The organism is Streptomyces malaysiensis subsp. malaysiensis (assembly GCF_040653035.1).
Classification (GTDB): Bacteria; Actinomycetota; Actinomycetes; order Streptomycetales; family Streptomycetaceae; genus Streptomyces; species Streptomyces malaysiensis.
In genome coordinates this window covers 403,330-418,565 of record NZ_JBEZNG010000002.1, presented here as the reverse complement: position 1 = coordinate 418,565, position 15,236 = coordinate 403,330, and the positions used below count along the sequence as shown (strand labels likewise).

Sequence of the window (15,236 nt, the reverse complement as noted above, 5' to 3'; positions counted from 1 at the left end):
TCGCCGGATGTTCCTGAGTGCCGTCGCGCGGCGGTGGTCCGATGATTGCCGCGACGGGGCTGCGCTGGGTCCTGACCGTACTGTTCCTCGTTCCCGCCCTCTCCGCGGTGTGGCGCGCCGTCATACCCGAACGCGCCGATGGCGGACCGGGCGCCGCAGGGAGAATCACACATCTGCTGCACGCGGTGATGGCCTTCGCCATGGTGGCGATGGTCTGGCCGTGGGGCATGGACCTTCCCGCACGGCCGCAGATCATCCTGTTCACACTGGGCGGGGTGTGGTTCACCCTGGTGGCCCTGGCCCGCCCCGCTCCTCTCTCCCGGACCCGCGCGTTGTCGGATGCCCTCCCGCATGTGGCGATGATGGGCGCGATGGCCTGGATGGCCGCCGCGATGGTCTCGTCCTCCTCGATGCAGGGACACGGCGGCTCCGACGGCATGGACGACATGCCCGGGATGGACATGTCCGGCGGCTCCGGCACCGCGACCATGACCCTCACCGGAACCGGCACCAGGCTGACCGCCGGACTGCTGGCCGGGCTGCTCCTCCTGCTCGCCCTGAGGTGGCTGGCGCGGGGATTCGACGTCGCCCGGCTCGATGGCACCACCGGGTCGCGGCACCCCTCGGCAACGGCCGAGCGCGACGCGTTCGATCTCGGCTGCCACGGCGCGATGGCACTGGGGATGGCGGTGACGTTCGCACTGCTCCTGTGAACGACGGTCACATCGAAGCTCACAGGGCGCCCAGTGCCCGTACGCGATTGTCGACCGCGCGGCGGCTGACGGCTGCCGCGGGATCGAAGGTGTCGAAGGCGCGCGTGAAGTGGTCAGTGGATTCCCTTCGAACAGGCTCACCGCGACCTCCGCCGTGGACGTGGACGTGGACGTGGACGTGGACGTGGACAAGAAAAGCGTGATCGTCGTCCCCGGCGCCGCGGGAAGCCTCTCGCTGGATCCCGGCGTCGCCGGCGGCATCGGCTGGATTCCCGGCCAGGCGGGGTCCACGGAGCTGCCGGGCCTGCTGCGCGAGGCACTGGCCCGCCCCGAGGTGACCGTTGCCACCGCCTGCGGGGGTTCCATCCTCCTCGCCCACGCCGGCCTGGCGGACGGCCGACCGCTGGTCACCCACGAGCGGGGCCAGGACCTCGCCGGAGTGAAGGCGGCACGGCGGGGCAACTGGTGCCCCGTGGTGGGACTGCCAGGTCGGTGAGGTAGCCGTCCACGGCGCCCTCCATACATGGGCCGCTGGTGACACTGCCGTGGCCGTGGCCCTCGTAGGTGAGGAGCACGCCGCTGCGGCCGAGCTGCCGGGCCACCGAGACCGCCCACGGGTAGCCGGTGGCGGGGTCGTGCAGCGCGTTGGACACCAGGACCGGCGGGGCACCGTGTGAGTCCAGGCGGTGCTGCGGGTTGGCGGTCGGCGCGCCCAGACACGCCGCTGCCATGTGGATCGGCAGCAGGTAAGGCAGGTCAGGCGCGGTCATGTTCATCATGGCGACGAGCGAGGCGTACTCCTGGTAGTCGCGCACTGGCAGGTGCCAGTCAGAGCAGAAGACCGGGGTGGCCGGAGGCAGCGGCGCTACCGAGGTGGGCGACGCGGGCAGCGGCCGGCTCGCGTCCATCCCCGCGATCGCCGTGGCCAGGCCCGCGTAGTCGGCCGCGTAGAACTTCCGGAACGCCATCTTGTTGACCAGGTCCGAAGACGACAGCGACGTACCCGGCTTCGCCGGGTCCTCCAGCTCGCCGCGCCCGGCCCGGGCCAACAGGCCCTGCCAGACCGCGCGGACGTCGCGGCCGTGCAGCGCGCAGTCCGCGGCACCGTCGCACCACTTCACGAACTCATGGAATGAATCCTCTGCCGTGGCCGCTTCGGCCTTCAGGAAGTCACGGGTGGTCGGGACGCTGTGGTCCATGACGCTCTCCAGCACCATCGCGCGCACGCGGCGCGGGTAGGTCTCGGCGTACTGTGCCCCGAGCAGCGTGCCGTACGAGCTGCCGTGGAAGGTCAGTTTCCGCTCGCCGAGGGCGGCCCGGAGAGCGTCCAGGTCCCGGACCGTCTGGGCGGTGTCAAGGTGGTCGAACACCGGGCCGGTACGGGCCCGGCAGTCGGCGCGGAGCCGCCTGTTGTACTCCAGGGTGGCGTCGAAGTCCGCCTGGCTCCTCAGCTCCGGTGACGGCCGCTCGGCAAGCAGATCGCCGGAGCAGGTCACCGGGTTGCTGCCGCCCACGCCGCGCGGGTCGAAGCTGACGATGTCGAACCTGCGGCGGACCTCGGGGCTGAACCGGCTGATACGGTCCACCACCATCTCCACACCCGAGTCGCCCGGCCCGCCGGGGCCGAACACCATCGAGCCGACGCGTGCGCTGGGATCGGTGGCCTTGCGGCGGGCCACGGCCAGGTCGAGTCTCGGCCCGTCCGGATGGGCCCAGTCGACCGGCACCGAAAGGATGGCGCACTCGGCTCCCGGCTTCTCCGGGTCGTCACACGGTGCCCACCTCAGGGCCCCGGTGGCAGACGGCGACGCGTGGACCGCAGGCGCGGCGGCGAGGCCGGTGATGACGGCCATGGCGGCTCCAACGGCTGTGGCCGTGCCCCGCACGGCGATGCGCCGCAGTGCGGATCTGCCCCTTAACGGCATGGATCCTCCTCGTGAGAGAACGGTTGTGTCAGGCATGCGGACCCGGCCGGGGCGCCGTCGTCACGTTAGGCGCACTGCCGCTCAGGTGGGGCCCCTGTCAGGGGCTTTTCCGGGTCGGGTCGGGGACCGATCAGGGGCGATCGGGGCGCGGGGCGAAAACGGTCAAGGTCGGGCCAAACGTCAACGACCACGGCCCTTCTGGCCGTAGCCAGGGGGCGACGACTCGGGACGAGGACATGGTCCCGGTGGTCATGGTGGTGACCGCGCCGCCGGGATCGGCGGCGAACACCGAGATGCCGTCGCCCTTCAGACGTTGCGCCAGGTCCAGGGTGTAGGCGAGGTTGGCGAGCTTTGCACGGCCGTACGCGTGCAGGCCGCAGCAGCCCTGGTCATCTGGCTTCGCACATAATCGCCCCAGGTCCTGCCCACCCATACGCGCCTCTCGCCACCTTGCCGGTATCGACCGACATGCGGCCGCTTGGAGAAGTTCACCGAGGCGGATGTCGCTCACCGGTGACGAGGGGCCCACCGGCGATGCGCCAGTCGACGAGGCCGCGGCTCATGTTGACCGCGTCGAAGCCGTTCTCCATCAGCAGGTTCGCCGCACCGGCGGAGCGGATACCGCCGGTGCAGAAGGTGATGAGGAGGCGGACGTCGGGAGTTCCAGGCAGCGTTCGGGCAGCACTTCGAGCGGCATGTGCACGGCACCCGGGATGTGCACGCGGTTCCACTCGAACGCGCGGCGGACGTCCACGACAAGCGCGCCGTCCGCGACAAGACGGACCGCCTCAACGGCGGTGACGGCCGGTGGCCGTCGGAAGTAGTGCCGCAGACTCATGCGCTCCGTACCTCCCGCCGCACGTGATCACCGTAGGTGGCCCGCGCATCCTTGGAACGCGCGAGGATGAACGCGGGGACGGACGACGTGGGGGGCATAGCTGCTCCTCCGTAGATAACCAACCACCCCGACCCCACGGTCGTGAGCCGGGCAGCCGCTTGCGGCGTGCCGCCGCTATGCGGCGGGCGTGCCGCTATCGGCGGTCGCGCGGTTGGCGGCTTCCCACAGGGCCGTACCGAGCTCACGGCTGTGGAGCTGGGCGGAACCCTTGGCAGGGCGGGTGTGGACGAAGTAGGTGCCGGAAAGGGCCTGTTGGCGGGTGGCCAGTTCGGCCAGCCGTGCGGCGCCTTGGCGAGGGGTGCCGATGAACGGGCGGGCGGCGGTCTTCAGGAGGCTGCCGGTGCGGCCCATGTACCGGCCGAAGCCCGAGGCCATGATGCCGGGGTGGGCGGACCAGGCAGATGAGGCGGGCTGGTCGGTCAGCGAGCCGAAGTAGGCGATGGTGAAGTCGAGCCCCGAGGCGGCGAGGATCGCCTCCGCGGTGTCGAAGTCCTGGTAGTCGCGGCGGATGAGCAGCCGGGGCAGCGCCTTGAGCGGCCACGCGGTGTGCTGTCGTGAGGCGCCGCTTCCCCAGGCCAGCGGCATGGCGATACGCCGTACCCGATGCAGATGCATGGCGGCCACCAGATTCGCGGTGGCCCGGGCCATCACCGCTGAGCCGGTACGTGCCTTGAGCCAGAGCGGATTGCCCAGTGCGCTGACGATCGCGTCCTGCCCGTTGACGGCGCGGCGGACGGCGGCCAGGTCATCGCCCACAGCACCCGCCACGATGCGCGGCCCCGGCGTCTCGACCTGCCCTGCGCCTCGTCGTACGAGCGCGGTCACCTGGTGTCCGCGCTCCAGGGAGTGGGTGACCACCTGCCTGCCCAGGCCGCCGTTGGCGCCGACCACGAGGAGCCTCATCTTCGTCATCTCACTTCCTCTGGATCACCAGGCGGCTGCGGTGATCGTCCTGGGGTGTTGTCGCTCGGGGACAGCCGGTCTCCACGGGGGGTGCAGAGGTCACCGCAAGGTCCACTCGCCTCGCGTTTCAGTGGGTATGAAACTCGGGGCCCAGTCCTGCGCTGCGCCCGCTGGAACTGGAGATTGCCTGGATCTCCAGTTAAAGTCAAGCTGAAACCATCCGAGGAGGAACGAGGAGTCGTGACCGCCCAGCCCCCGCCCACCAGCACCGCCTTCCTGCTCGCCGTCCTGGGTCGGCGAGCACGCGAGGACGTCGAACGGGCGCTCAAGCCGACCGGTTACACGCTGCGCCATCTCTCGGCCCTCGGTCATCTGATGGGGGAACCGGGAATGTCCTACAGCGAACTGGGCCGCAGGGCAGGGATCACCGCACAGAGCGCCCAAGCCACCGTCCGGCAACTGGAAGAGCGCGGTGCCGTCGAGCGCCGCACCGACCCCGGACGGGGCCGCACCGCGGAACTCCACGTCACGGCAACCGGCCAGGAACTCCTCCGGGCGGGGCGCGATGCCTACGCCGAAGTGGACGCCGCCCTGGAGCGCGCACTCGGGAAGCAACGGCGCCACGACCTCACCGGGCTTCTTCTGTCGGCGTTGTCCGGAGGCTCTTCAGGGAGGGACTGAGCCGGGGCGATCACCCACGGAAACCGGGGCGGTCGGTGCTCGCGGCCATGCCGAAGTTGACACCGCCGATCCGCCCGGTCCGTGTCCATGACGTCCTGGCCGCCGAACTTCGCCGGGAAGGCCAACCGCCCGTCATCACGGCCTCATTGTGGCGACTTGAGCATCTCCAGCAGGATGCGCCGCAGATCCGTGCGGTCCTGCGGGGTAACCCGCGCCAGCCTGCGGTCGAACTCCGCGGCGAGCGCTGAGAGCGCGCGGTCCCGCGCCGCCTTGCCCTCGGCGGTCAGGGAGAGCCGATGCCGCCGCAGGTCCTCGTCGTCGATCTCACGCCGCATGAACCCCTTTGCGACGAGGTTGCGGACATAGACCGTCACGCTCGCTTTGGGGATCATCAGCGCCGCCGCGAGTTCGGCAGGGTACGGCGACGCAGCCACCTCGGCCAGCACGAAGAACTCCTTCGTCTCCAGCCCGAGCTCGGCCAGTTCAGCGCTACAGGCATCCATTACGACGCTCAGTAGACGCTGGTTCAGCGTCCACAGCTGCGCACCGTCAACCGTCACGCGAGCCCCTCCATCCGTCCAGGTGGTACAGTTCTGAATTAGTTCCAAACTGTACCAGAGGTATTTCGTACTGGACGGCCATGGAACAAACACTTACGCGAAAGGCGTCACCAGATGCTTCAGCACCTCACGATCCCGCGCGGACCGATCGATCTCTCGGCCGACCTCTACCTACCCGACGGCATCGACGACGCGGCGCCGCTGCGCGCCGTGGTGCTCTCCACGCCCGGCAGCAGCGTGAAGGAGCAGATCGGCGCGAACTACGCATCCCGTCTCGCCGCACGCGGCGTCGCGGCGCTCGTCTTCGACCCCGCCCATCAAGGTCAGAGCGGTGGAGAGCCCCGCGATCTCGAGGACCCCTACCGCCGCGGCGAGGACATCTCCTACGCGATCGACGCGCTCAGCACGATCCCCGGCATCGCCCCGGAACGCATCGGCGTCCTCGGCATCTGCGCCGGCGGCGGCTATGCGGTGCACACCGCCCGCACGGACCATCGCATCAAGGCGGTCGGCACGGTCGTCCCGGGCAACATGGGCACGTCGTTCCGCAGCTTCCAGCCGGATGGCGCGGTGGCCGCGCTCGACGCCATGGCCGACGCGCGCACCGAAGAGACCCGCTCCGGCGAGCTGACCCGCGTGAACTGGCTGCCCGACACCCTGGAGGAAGCCGCAGCGGCCGGGCTGACCGATATCGACACGACCCAGGCAGTCACCTACTACCGCACCGAGCGGGGCAGGAACGAACACTCCACGAACCGCCGCCTCTCGCGCGGCGACTCACTGCTGCTGGGCTACGACGCGTATCACCTGGTCGACCAGCTCATGACCCAACCGCTACAGGTCATCCTCGCCGGACGCATCGGCAACACCGGATCTTACGAGTCCGGCATGCAGCTGTGGAAGCTGGCGCCCAACCCGGTCGACCTCATGGTGATCGACGGCGCCGGGCACTACGAGATGTACGACGAGCCCGAGTACGTCGACGCCGCCGTCGACCGGCTCGCCAACTTTTACCTGAACAACCTGTAAATCATCCAGCCCGGCCAACCTGCCGCCGCGGCCTGACGGTGCTTGGCGCGTTCGACCTCCGCAATACGGGGCTCTGGGTTTGACGACGGACCCCAGTCAGGGGGTGACCAGGGCGCCGCAGCCCTTCCGCGGACTCCACCACCCGATGGCTCACGGGCCGGTGCTGGTGCATGGCGGCTCCGAGGGTGTTCCGGGCGGCAGCTGGTGCTTCCGTTCATCGTCGGTGTAGTCGCGGCCCACGCCCTCGCACAGATCCTTGAACCAGGTTTCGGGACGCAGGTCGAAGGACTGCCGCCAATCGTCGCCTGCCATCGTCAGCCGGTTGCCCCGGACGACCGCCGCGTGGCGGCCGCCCGGTATCCGAATAACGCCGACCCGGTCAGCGGTGGCGGCTTCCCACAACTCGAGATCGGTCGCGTACGAGAACGTGACCACTGTGCCTTCGTCGGTTACCCCGACCACATCACCGGCAGTGTCGACCGCTATACGTTGGCCTTGGGCACGTTGCTCGGCAACCCCCCAGCGGCGCAGAAAGCCGTCGTACTGCTTCACCACCAGTTCCTCGCCATCCGGCGAGAAGGCCATGCTGGAGCCGCCGTAATTCGAGTAGACCGTGCTGATCCGATCGCCGGACAGTGTGCCCGTCCGCTTGCGGGCCCGGATGTCCCACAGCGCCACCCTGCCCCGCTCGGCGCCATTCCGGCCCGCCACCGCGACCTGGTCCGGATGGCCAGGACGGGCACGGATCTGACCGATCCCCGCGAACGCTTTGCCGGAGTCCAGGGGCGTGCGGTCGGCCCACAGCGGCGGTCCGATCTGCACGCCGCGTTCCGGGTCCACCCGCAACAGGGCGCCGCCCGCCGTCAGCACGGCGACATCCCCGCCGTACAGCGGCTCGGCCGCGTCCACGGTTCCCAATTCCTTGTCGGTGTCGGGTCCCATGTCCAGCCGCACATCCACCCGGTCGGCCAGGTCACGAGCGGCGTAGGTGGACATCTCCGTACCGTTCGGCTGCCACGTCACGAGCCGCGTGGACCGCGCGGTCCATGTCACCAGCCAATCCCGGTTACGGCGAGTACGGGGAAGCGCGGCGGTGCGGTGGTCGCCGCTCACCAGGTCCATCACCTCCAGTCGGCCGTGGGATACCCGCGCCAAGCGCCGCCCGTCGGATGACAGTGCCCCGACGGGGATATCCGACTTATCGGGCTCCCGGGCGACTTCGCGGAGTGCCTCGACCACCATCAGAGTGTCGCCGACCGGAGCCAGCACCCGCACCCCGCCGCCCCCGCGCGATACGACGGCGATCAGATCCTGTGGCTCGCTGTCCACCGGCACCCGTGTCCGGTAGGTTTCGCCCGTGGTCGGCCGGGTCAGCGCGATCTCGCTATATCCGCCGTTCTCGACCCCCTTGGTATCGAACAGGTACACACCGGTGGCGTCCGGCGTCGTGGAGCTGCCGGGGAGCCGCGCGCTCGACCCCTTGGCCAGATCATGGAGATATGACCGTGACGAGGAGTCCGACTCGATGACGTAGGCTCCACCGCCACCGAGCGACAATGACCCGGCCTTGGTACGGCTTGAGATCTTCCGCACGGATCTTCCGGTACCCAGATCGCGCACCACCACCTCCCTGTTCTTGCCCCGGAACCAGGGCAGCAACAGCACGGTGTCAGGGTCCACCCCGAACGCCGCATCGTTCAGGATGACACCGCGCGGGATCACTTCGTCCGCCATGGGCAGTGGTTGGCCGCTGCCCGTGTCCCATGCCCCCAGGAGCCCCTCGCGGCCGTCGTCCTCCGGCAGTGGTCTGCTGAACGTGAGCAGCCGCAGAAGCCGGCGGCTGTCCGCGCTGAAGTCCAAGCGCGCACTGTTGACGTTGCGCTCGCCCGCCACGTCACGCGCCAACACCCGGGGCCCGCGACTGGTGCCGTCCAGCCGCCACAGCAGTACGCCGCCCTCGGGTGTGGCTATCGCGTAGTGCCGACCGTCCGGGCTGATGGCACTGCGCGTGTCGCCCTCGGGCACACCACGCAGCGTGTAATGGCGCGGTTTTCCCTCCGGTACGCCGGTCACCACGGCCACCTGCTGCGGGCCGAAGCCGGACGGTTTGGACCGCACCACCATGGTGCGCCCGTCCGGCGTGGCGTCCAGCTTCTGCGCCCGGCCCCGCCACAGGCCCCGATAGCCGCCCCGTAGGTACTGCCCGCGCACGTACTGGCGGAGCAGCGCCGCCCGGGCCTGCGGCGTGTGCTCGGTGTGCCAGGCGGCCAGCGCCAGCTGCACCGCCGTGCCGGGGGCGCGTTCGGACTGCTTGTCCGACGCGTCGGCGAGCGTCCGGGAGGCGAGCGTCCGCAGCTTGGCCTCGGTCTCCCGTCGATTCTGCACGGCGACCGCGGCCAGCGTTGACGCCGTCAGCAGCAGTGCGGCGAGTGCCGCGACAGCGGCCTGCCACGCCCGTACGCCGCGCCGCTGGTGCCGCCGTCCGGCCTGGATGTAGGCACGCTCGCCGGAGGTGATGTCTTCGGGCCTGCGCTTCAGCCAGTCTTCCGCCTCGGCGAGCAGCCGCCCGCGCAGCAGCCCTCCCGCCTCTCCGCTCCGGTCCTCCCACCGAGCCAGGTCGCGCCGCAACTGCTCCTGCCAGCCCCGGAACTCGCGGCTGTCCTCCAGCCAGCCGCGCAACCGGGGCCACAGTCTCGTGAGTGCCTCATGAGCGAGGTCGACGATCTCCGTGCCCTCGGAGGTACGGCCGAAGACGACCAGCTTCCCCGGTGCGAGTCGGCGTGCGATCGCCACCGCGGCGGTGTCGAGGTCGGCGACCGGGGTGGGGCGGCGCGTGAAACCGCCCCGGTCGTCCGGGCGGGCCAGTTGGACGAACAGCCGCCGGGCCGCGGGCTCCTCGGAGGCGGGGACGTGTGCGCGGAAGGCATCTTCGGCGTATCCGACCAGCGCCCCGGCGACGCCGCCCAGTTCCTGGTACGCGGCGTGTGTCAGCATGGATCGCTCGCGGCGCTCCCACAACCGGGTCAGCGCGAACTCCGTCAGAGGCATCCGGCCCGGCTCGCCCGCCGCGTCCTCGACGATCCGCTCCGCCAGACCGGGTTCCAGCCACAGCCCCAAAGTGGCGCCGACCGGCCCGGTGACGGCTTGGCGCAACCCCTTGGCGGAGAGCGCGGCGAGGAAGATCACGGCGTCGCTGAGGGCGCCGGAGGTCTCAGGGGTCACCAGGACGTCGAGCGACTCGGGGCGCGCGGTGGCCACCACCCGCGTACCGATCCCCTCGTCGGGCGCTCCCGCGACCGCTGCCAGCAGGGTGAACAGCTCACGCGCCGCAGCCGGTTCGGCGGCCGCGTACTCCTCCAACTGGTCGACGAAGATCAGGTGCCCGCCGCTCCCTCCCCGCCGTCCCAGTGCGGCCCGCAGCCCGGCGGCCACCTCTTGCTCTCTCCCGTCACGCGCCCCGTCGTCCAGGAGTCCGACCAGCTCCTCGCTCTTGCGCAGCCGCTCGACCTCCCCGGCCGCCGGCTCCAGCACCGGCATCACCGCCTGCGCCAGCGCTGTCCGGGGCCGTACGCCCTGTACCGGCCGCAGCACGGACACGGTCGTGCCACGCGCCCGTAACGCCGGCAGCAGCCCGGCACGGACCAGGGAGGACTTCCCGCAACCGGACGGCCCGGCCAAGACGGTGAGCGGACGCGTTCCGACCGCCTTCGCCAGCCGTTCAGCGTCGTCCTGCCGCCCGTGAAAGAACTCCGCGTCCTCTTCCCCGAACACCGCCAGCCCGCGGAACGGGCACCTCGGCCGCAGCACCTCCTCGTCCACCAGTGCCGCGGACGGCACCAGATACGCCGTCCCCGCCAGTCCACCGCGCCCGGCGGCAACGGTCATACCGACGACGCCGCCCTGGGCGTCGTCCCATACCGCCGAACCGCTGAAGCCCGCCCCGATCCGCGAACCGCTGTCGGGCTCGGCGTCCATCTGTAGCCAGCCGGCGCCCTGTGCGGCCCGCAGCGTCCCGGAGGCCCACACTCCGTGCGTGGCGCCCTCCGGGAAGCCGTACACCCGGAAGGTGTGTCCCCACACCGCCGACCCGTCGACCAGTGGCACCGGCCGCGCGTTCGAAACCGTACGATCCAGCCGCAGCAGCGCCACATCGCCGCTGTCATCCCGCTTCACCGGCTGCCAGGAGACGACCTCCGCGAGGACTTCGGGGATCGTCCCGTCCTCTTCGCGCAAAAGCGGGAATTCGACACGAACGGTGCCCTCGGGTGCCCGGGTCAGGTCTCTGGGCAGCCCGAGCGCGTCGGCGACCACATGCGCGCAGGTGCACACAAGGTCGGGGGCGATCAGGAAACCCGCCCCCGCCACACCCCCGCTACCCCACACCCGGGCCGCACCGGATTCCAGCGGCCTGTCGCCCCAAGGGACTCCCATGCGGGCCATCATCCCTGGTCGCGGGTGCCCCATTCCAGACGCACGCTGAAATTGGCCTCACTGGCCGCCTTGGCCACCACGACCCCCGCCTCCGCGGAGAGCTTGATGCCGAACTCGACGCTCACGGTGTCCGGTTGTTGCGCCATGTCGCGCACACTCCGGGCGACCGCTTCCAGCGCGGGTCGGATGTGGGTCAGGGCCTCCTGGAGAGTCTCGGCGGAGCCGCTCACGACGTCGGCGACTCGGCCCACCCGGTCGATCCCGCTGTCTTCCGGCCCGTCGACCTCGACCCGCATCGCCGTTCCATCACCGAGCAACATGTTCCCGATCCGCGTCATCCCGCCCCCATCTGGGTTGTCCGTCTACGGAGAGACCAGGGTCCATCTTCAAACGGATCTTGCCCAGAGCAGGAACGAGGCACGTGCGACCGCCGCTTCTCAGGACACGCCGCACTGCTCGGCTTCGGCAAGTGCCTACGGGTAGCTCATGGGCAGCGGGGCGAGATCGGGCTGCGCGGGGGGCTCCTCCGAGGGCTCCCACGGGCATCCCGGCCCGGAGCAGTCGGCGGGCCAGTGCCATGGCGTACGGGGTGAATACGCGCAGCGCGATAGCCGAAGCCCCGGCACGACCGAAAGCGCGCGAGCAGGACGTCGGCTCCGGTACGGGTGAACGCGGGTCGTGCCCCGGCGTGGTCCGCGTCCCGCGCAGCGGTTACCAGTCGAGCCTGACCGGCATGAACGGCTCGCTCTCGGGAGCCTCCTTGCGCGCCTTCAGGATGCGTTCGGCCGGGGCGCCCGCGGGCACCCGCAGTGGCGGCTCGGGCTGCTCGATCGTGTCGGCGACGGTGGCGGCCACCTCCTCGGCGGTGACGGCGGCGTCACGCAGCGTGCCGATCTGCTGGTGGAGCGGGGTGTACGGATCGTTGTCCGTGAAGAACGCCGTGGCCTTCCCGGCACCGCTCGTGGACACGGCACCCGGCTGCACGATGCTCACCTTGATGCCGAAGTGGCCCGTCTCGATGGCCAGTGTCTCGGCGATCGCCTCCAGAGCCCATTTGCTGGCGCTGTACGGGCCGATGATCGGCAACACCAGCCGCCCTTGGATGCTGGAGACGAAGACCAGGCGGCCCGATCCGCGTTTCCGCATCGCGGGCAGCACTGCCTGCGTCACTCGCAGCGCGCCCAGGGTGTTGAGCTGGAAGAGGCGCTCGACCTCCGCCAGCGGGACGCTCTCCAGCGGTGCGCGCACTGTCGCGCCCGCGTTGCTGACCAGCACGTCGATGTCACCGGCGTCCTCGATGGCCTGGTCGACGCTGTCCTGGTCGGTGACGTCCAGGCGCAGGCGCTGGTCCACGGGGAGGTCGGCCAGGGTTTCCGGTCGGCGGGCGGTGGCGATCACCCGGTGGCCGCGGCGTGCCAGTTCGACGGCGATGGCCCGGCCGATTCCTTGGGACGCGCCGGTGATGAGCACGGACGACATGGCGGTTCCTCCTCGATGACGTGGGTCGCGGGGTCACGCGGGCGGGCAGGTGAGGGCGAGAATCCCGGTGCGGAGGCGGAGCCGGAATCCCAGGGACTCGTACAAGCGGATGGCGCTCGCGTTGGACGCGAGCACGTGCAGGAACGGCGTCTCGCCGCGTTCCCGGATGCCCTCGGCGACGGCCAGCAGCAGACGTGTCCCCAGGCCCTGTCCGCGTGACCCCGGGTCGGTGCAGACACCGCTGATCTCCGTCCACCCCGGAACACGCAGTCGTTCACCGGCCATCGCCACCAGGCGGCCGTTGCGACGGATGCCCAGGTAGGTGCCCATCTCGATCGTGCGCTTCAGAAACGGTCCCGGCCGGGTCAGTTCCGCCAGGGTGAGCATCTCCGGAACGTCCGCCTCATGGAGACGGACGGCCTCCTCGTCCGGCGCGGTGGCGATCCCGCCGCCGGTGAACTGCAACAGCGGGATGCGCGCCTCGACCTGCCAGCCGTCCGGCGGCTCGGGCACGGGCCCGCTCAGCGTGACCCGCGCACCGGGGCCGGCCAGCGCCGCGAGGTTCGCCCAGTCGGCCGCGCCGGGGGAGTCCGGCAGCGCCATGAACGGTGACATGTCGGCGGTGTAGCGCAGTGCGTTGCCACGCCGCCGCGCGAGGTGGGCGTGCGGCCCGGAGAGCGCCGAGTGGATCGCGTTGTCCAACGGATGTGACGGCAAAGTGGTGTCCTCACTTGCTTTCGTCGGCGTGGGACGCACGCGCGGGCACGAGTGGCTGGAGCAGCCGCCGCGGCCTGTTGAGCATCGCGGAGACGGCATCGGAATCGGCGTTCACCGGCTCGAACCCGGGGCCCGGCTCGATGCGGGTGTCCTCGACCGGAACGACCGAACCGCACTCCTGGCAGCGCGCCTCGGAGTCGAGCAGGCCCCCGTCAAGGTCATGGCGCAGCGTGCGCTTCATCCCGCCCGGTGAGTAGAACGCGTCGCCCCAGGCCATCAGGGCACGCACGATCGGCCACAGCTCGACGCCCTTGTCGGTCAGCCGGTATTCGACCGTGCCGGCGCCGTTGTCGTCCCGGGCGAGCACACCCTCCCGTACGAGCAGCTTCAGCCGGTTGGTCAGCACGGCGCGGGGGAGCCCGAGCTGGGTGGCGAAGTCGCCGAATCGGCGGACCCCGAAGAACGCGTCCCGGACGATCAGCAGCGTCCACCGCTCTCCGACGATCTCCAAGGCTCGCGCCAGCGAGCAGTTGCGGTCCGTGTAGGTGGAGGGAAGGGTCATGAGAACCACCCTACCTCGGGTAGTTCGGTCACTGAACCGCCCTGTGTTACAGTTCACTCAGTGAACTACCACGGAGGTGCGCCACCATGTACCAGTTCCTCGCTTCCTTCACCGTGCGCCCCGGGCACCGTGACGACTTCGTCCGGGTGGCCAGGAAGACCGCGCGTGACTCCCTCGCGAACGAGCCCGGCTCCCGGCGGTTCGAGGTCATCGCGGACGAGAAAAACCCGGATGTCTTCTACCTCAACGAGGTCTACGCGGACGTCGACGCGTTCAACGCGCACGCGAACGGCCCCTACTTCGGAGCGTTCTTCGCCGAGGCCGGCGCCTACGCCGAAGGCCCGACGTGGCTCATGAGGGGAAACCTCATCGACGACAAGGCGACCGTCCAGTGACCGCCGCCGCTCGAACCGACAGACTGTTCCTGGTCGCCGGCGCGACCGGCAAGACCGGGGGCGGCACGGTCAACCTGTTGCTGGAGCGCGGTCATCGCGTCCGTGCGCTGGTGCACCGCGAGGATGAGCGCTCGCGGCGGCTGGCGGCGGCCGGAGCCGAGCTCGCCGTATCGGACCTGCATGATCTCGACGGCGTCACCGCGGCCATGCGGGGCGTCACCGCCGCCTACCTGTGCCACCCGATCCTCCCGGGCCTGATCGAGGCGACCACCTACTTCGCCCAGGCCGCGACAGAGGCGGGGGTGCGGTCCGTGGTCAACATGTCGCAGATCTCCGCCCGCCGCGACGCGGGCAGCGACGCCGCCCGGCAGCACTGGCTGTGCGAGCGCCTACTGGACAGGACCGACCTGCTCACCGTCCACATCCGACCGACGTTCTTCGCCGAGTGGCTGAAGCTGTGGTGGGAGAAGCGGGACGGCGAGGGATATCTCCGGCTCCCATTCGGGGAAGGCCGGCACGCCCCGATCGCCTCGGCCGACCAGTCCCGTGTGATCGCCGCCCTGCTGCTCGACCCGGAGCCGCACGACCGCGCCGCCTACTCCCTGCACGGCCCGGTCGAGCTGAACCACCATGACATCGCCGGCATCATGGCCACGACGCTCGGCATCCCGGTGCACTACGAGCCGATCAGCGTCGAGGAGTTCGCCTCGGCCATGGCCGAACGCGGGCTCCCCGCGCATCTCATCCAGCACCTGAGCAATGTCGCGGTGGACTACCGGAACAGCGTCTTCGCGGGCACGAACGACAACGTCAAGAAGATCGGTCATCGCGCACCGATGTCCGTCGAACAGTTCGTCAGCGAGAACAGGGCCGACTTCGACACCAGCGGCCCGAATTTCGTCCCCGCGGCAAACGCAACGGCCAGGAATCCGCGGAAATGACC

The 15,236-nt window shown here is 70.2% G+C and carries 16 protein-coding genes; 6 read left to right on the top strand and 10 right to left on the bottom strand.

Going from position 1 to position 15,236, the window contains the following annotated elements:
- The first annotated feature begins 41 nt into the window (after positions 1-41).
- Positions 42-713 (top strand): DUF5134 domain-containing protein, encoded by a 672-nt coding sequence (locus tag AB0E24_RS06065; RefSeq protein WP_359375067.1) that lies wholly within the window; start codon positions 42-44, stop codon positions 711-713.
- A gap of 109 nt (positions 714-822) precedes the next feature.
- Positions 823-1,209 (top strand): hypothetical protein, encoded by a 387-nt coding sequence (locus AB0E24_RS06060; protein WP_359375066.1) that lies wholly within the window; start codon positions 823-825, stop codon positions 1,207-1,209.
- Here the strand turns inward: AB0E24_RS06060 and AB0E24_RS06055 are convergent.
- The 4 genes from AB0E24_RS06055 to AB0E24_RS06040 all read right to left on the bottom strand — a co-directional run bounded on the left by AB0E24_RS06055 (position 1,121) and on the right by AB0E24_RS06040 (position 4,448).
- Positions 1,121-2,638, bottom strand: coding sequence for an alpha/beta hydrolase (locus AB0E24_RS06055; RefSeq protein ID WP_359375065.1), 1,518 nt, complete (start codon positions 2,636-2,638; stop codon positions 1,121-1,123). The two genes, AB0E24_RS06060 and AB0E24_RS06055, sit on opposite strands and share 89 nt — an antisense overlap.
- A 130-nt stretch (positions 2,639-2,768) precedes the next feature.
- On the bottom strand, positions 2,769-3,071 hold the full coding sequence (locus tag AB0E24_RS06050) for a hypothetical protein (RefSeq protein WP_347231379.1): 303 nt from the start codon (positions 3,069-3,071) through the stop codon (positions 2,769-2,771).
- 156 nt (positions 3,072-3,227) lie between these two features.
- A complete protein-coding gene (locus AB0E24_RS06045) occupies positions 3,228-3,476 on the bottom strand; it encodes a rhodanese-like domain-containing protein (RefSeq protein ID WP_359375064.1) in 249 nt (82 codons plus the stop codon).
- A gap of 174 nt (positions 3,477-3,650) precedes the next feature.
- Positions 3,651-4,448, bottom strand: a complete 798-nt coding sequence (locus tag AB0E24_RS06040) for an NAD(P)H-binding protein (protein ID WP_359375063.1) — start codon at positions 4,446-4,448, stop codon at positions 3,651-3,653.
- Between the two features lie 231 nt (positions 4,449-4,679).
- Here AB0E24_RS06040 and AB0E24_RS06035 point away from each other — a divergent pair, with 231 nt between their 5' ends.
- The gene (locus AB0E24_RS06035; protein WP_079255956.1) at positions 4,680-5,120 is read left to right on the top strand and encodes a MarR family winged helix-turn-helix transcriptional regulator; all 441 of its coding nucleotides are present in this window, start codon (positions 4,680-4,682) and stop codon (positions 5,118-5,120) included.
- 143 nt (positions 5,121-5,263) lie between these two features.
- Here AB0E24_RS06035 and AB0E24_RS06030 read toward each other — a convergent pair whose 3' ends face one another.
- Positions 5,264-5,680 (bottom strand): MarR family winged helix-turn-helix transcriptional regulator, encoded by a 417-nt coding sequence (locus AB0E24_RS06030; protein ID WP_206331180.1) that lies wholly within the window; start codon positions 5,678-5,680, stop codon positions 5,264-5,266.
- 114 nt (positions 5,681-5,794) lie between these two features.
- Here AB0E24_RS06030 and AB0E24_RS06025 point away from each other — a divergent pair, with 114 nt between their 5' ends.
- Complete coding sequence (locus AB0E24_RS06025; RefSeq protein WP_359375062.1) at positions 5,795-6,709, top strand: alpha/beta hydrolase; 915 nt, start codon at positions 5,795-5,797, stop codon at positions 6,707-6,709.
- A 150-nt stretch (positions 6,710-6,859) separates the two neighbouring features.
- Here AB0E24_RS06025 and AB0E24_RS06020 read toward each other — a convergent pair whose 3' ends face one another.
- The 5 genes from AB0E24_RS06020 to AB0E24_RS06000 all read right to left on the bottom strand — a co-directional run bounded on the left by AB0E24_RS06020 (position 6,860) and on the right by AB0E24_RS06000 (position 13,898).
- Entirely contained in the window at positions 6,860-11,140 is a 4,281-nt protein-coding gene (locus AB0E24_RS06020; RefSeq protein ID WP_359375061.1) for an nSTAND1 domain-containing NTPase, read from the bottom strand.
- An 8-nt stretch (positions 11,141-11,148) separates the two neighbouring features.
- Entirely contained in the window at positions 11,149-11,436 is a 288-nt protein-coding gene (locus AB0E24_RS06015; RefSeq protein WP_250850455.1) for a CU044_2847 family protein, read from the bottom strand.
- A gap of 415 nt (positions 11,437-11,851) precedes the next feature.
- Complete coding sequence (locus AB0E24_RS06010) at positions 11,852-12,619, bottom strand: SDR family oxidoreductase (protein ID WP_147966343.1); 768 nt, start codon at positions 12,617-12,619, stop codon at positions 11,852-11,854.
- A 33-nt stretch (positions 12,620-12,652) separates the two neighbouring features.
- Positions 12,653-13,336 carry a GNAT family N-acetyltransferase gene (locus tag AB0E24_RS06005; RefSeq protein ID WP_232635948.1) on the bottom strand — a complete coding sequence of 228 codons (684 nt, stop codon included), beginning with the start codon at positions 13,334-13,336 and terminating at the stop codon, positions 12,653-12,655.
- A 10-nt stretch (positions 13,337-13,346) separates the two neighbouring features.
- Positions 13,347-13,898, bottom strand: coding sequence for a winged helix-turn-helix transcriptional regulator (locus AB0E24_RS06000; RefSeq protein WP_079255950.1), 552 nt, complete (start codon positions 13,896-13,898; stop codon positions 13,347-13,349).
- 86 nt (positions 13,899-13,984) lie between these two features.
- On the opposite strand from AB0E24_RS06000, the gene AB0E24_RS05995 reads away from it, so the two are divergent.
- Positions 13,985-14,293, top strand: a complete 309-nt coding sequence (locus AB0E24_RS05995; RefSeq protein WP_232635949.1) for a putative quinol monooxygenase — start codon at positions 13,985-13,987, stop codon at positions 14,291-14,293.
- Positions 14,290-15,234: an NmrA family NAD(P)-binding protein gene (locus AB0E24_RS05990; protein WP_232635950.1), complete on the top strand. Its 945-nt coding sequence runs from the start codon at positions 14,290-14,292 to the stop codon at positions 15,232-15,234. The genes AB0E24_RS05995 and AB0E24_RS05990 overlap by 4 nt, the downstream gene beginning before the upstream one ends.
- Positions 15,235-15,236: the final 2 nt, after the last annotated feature.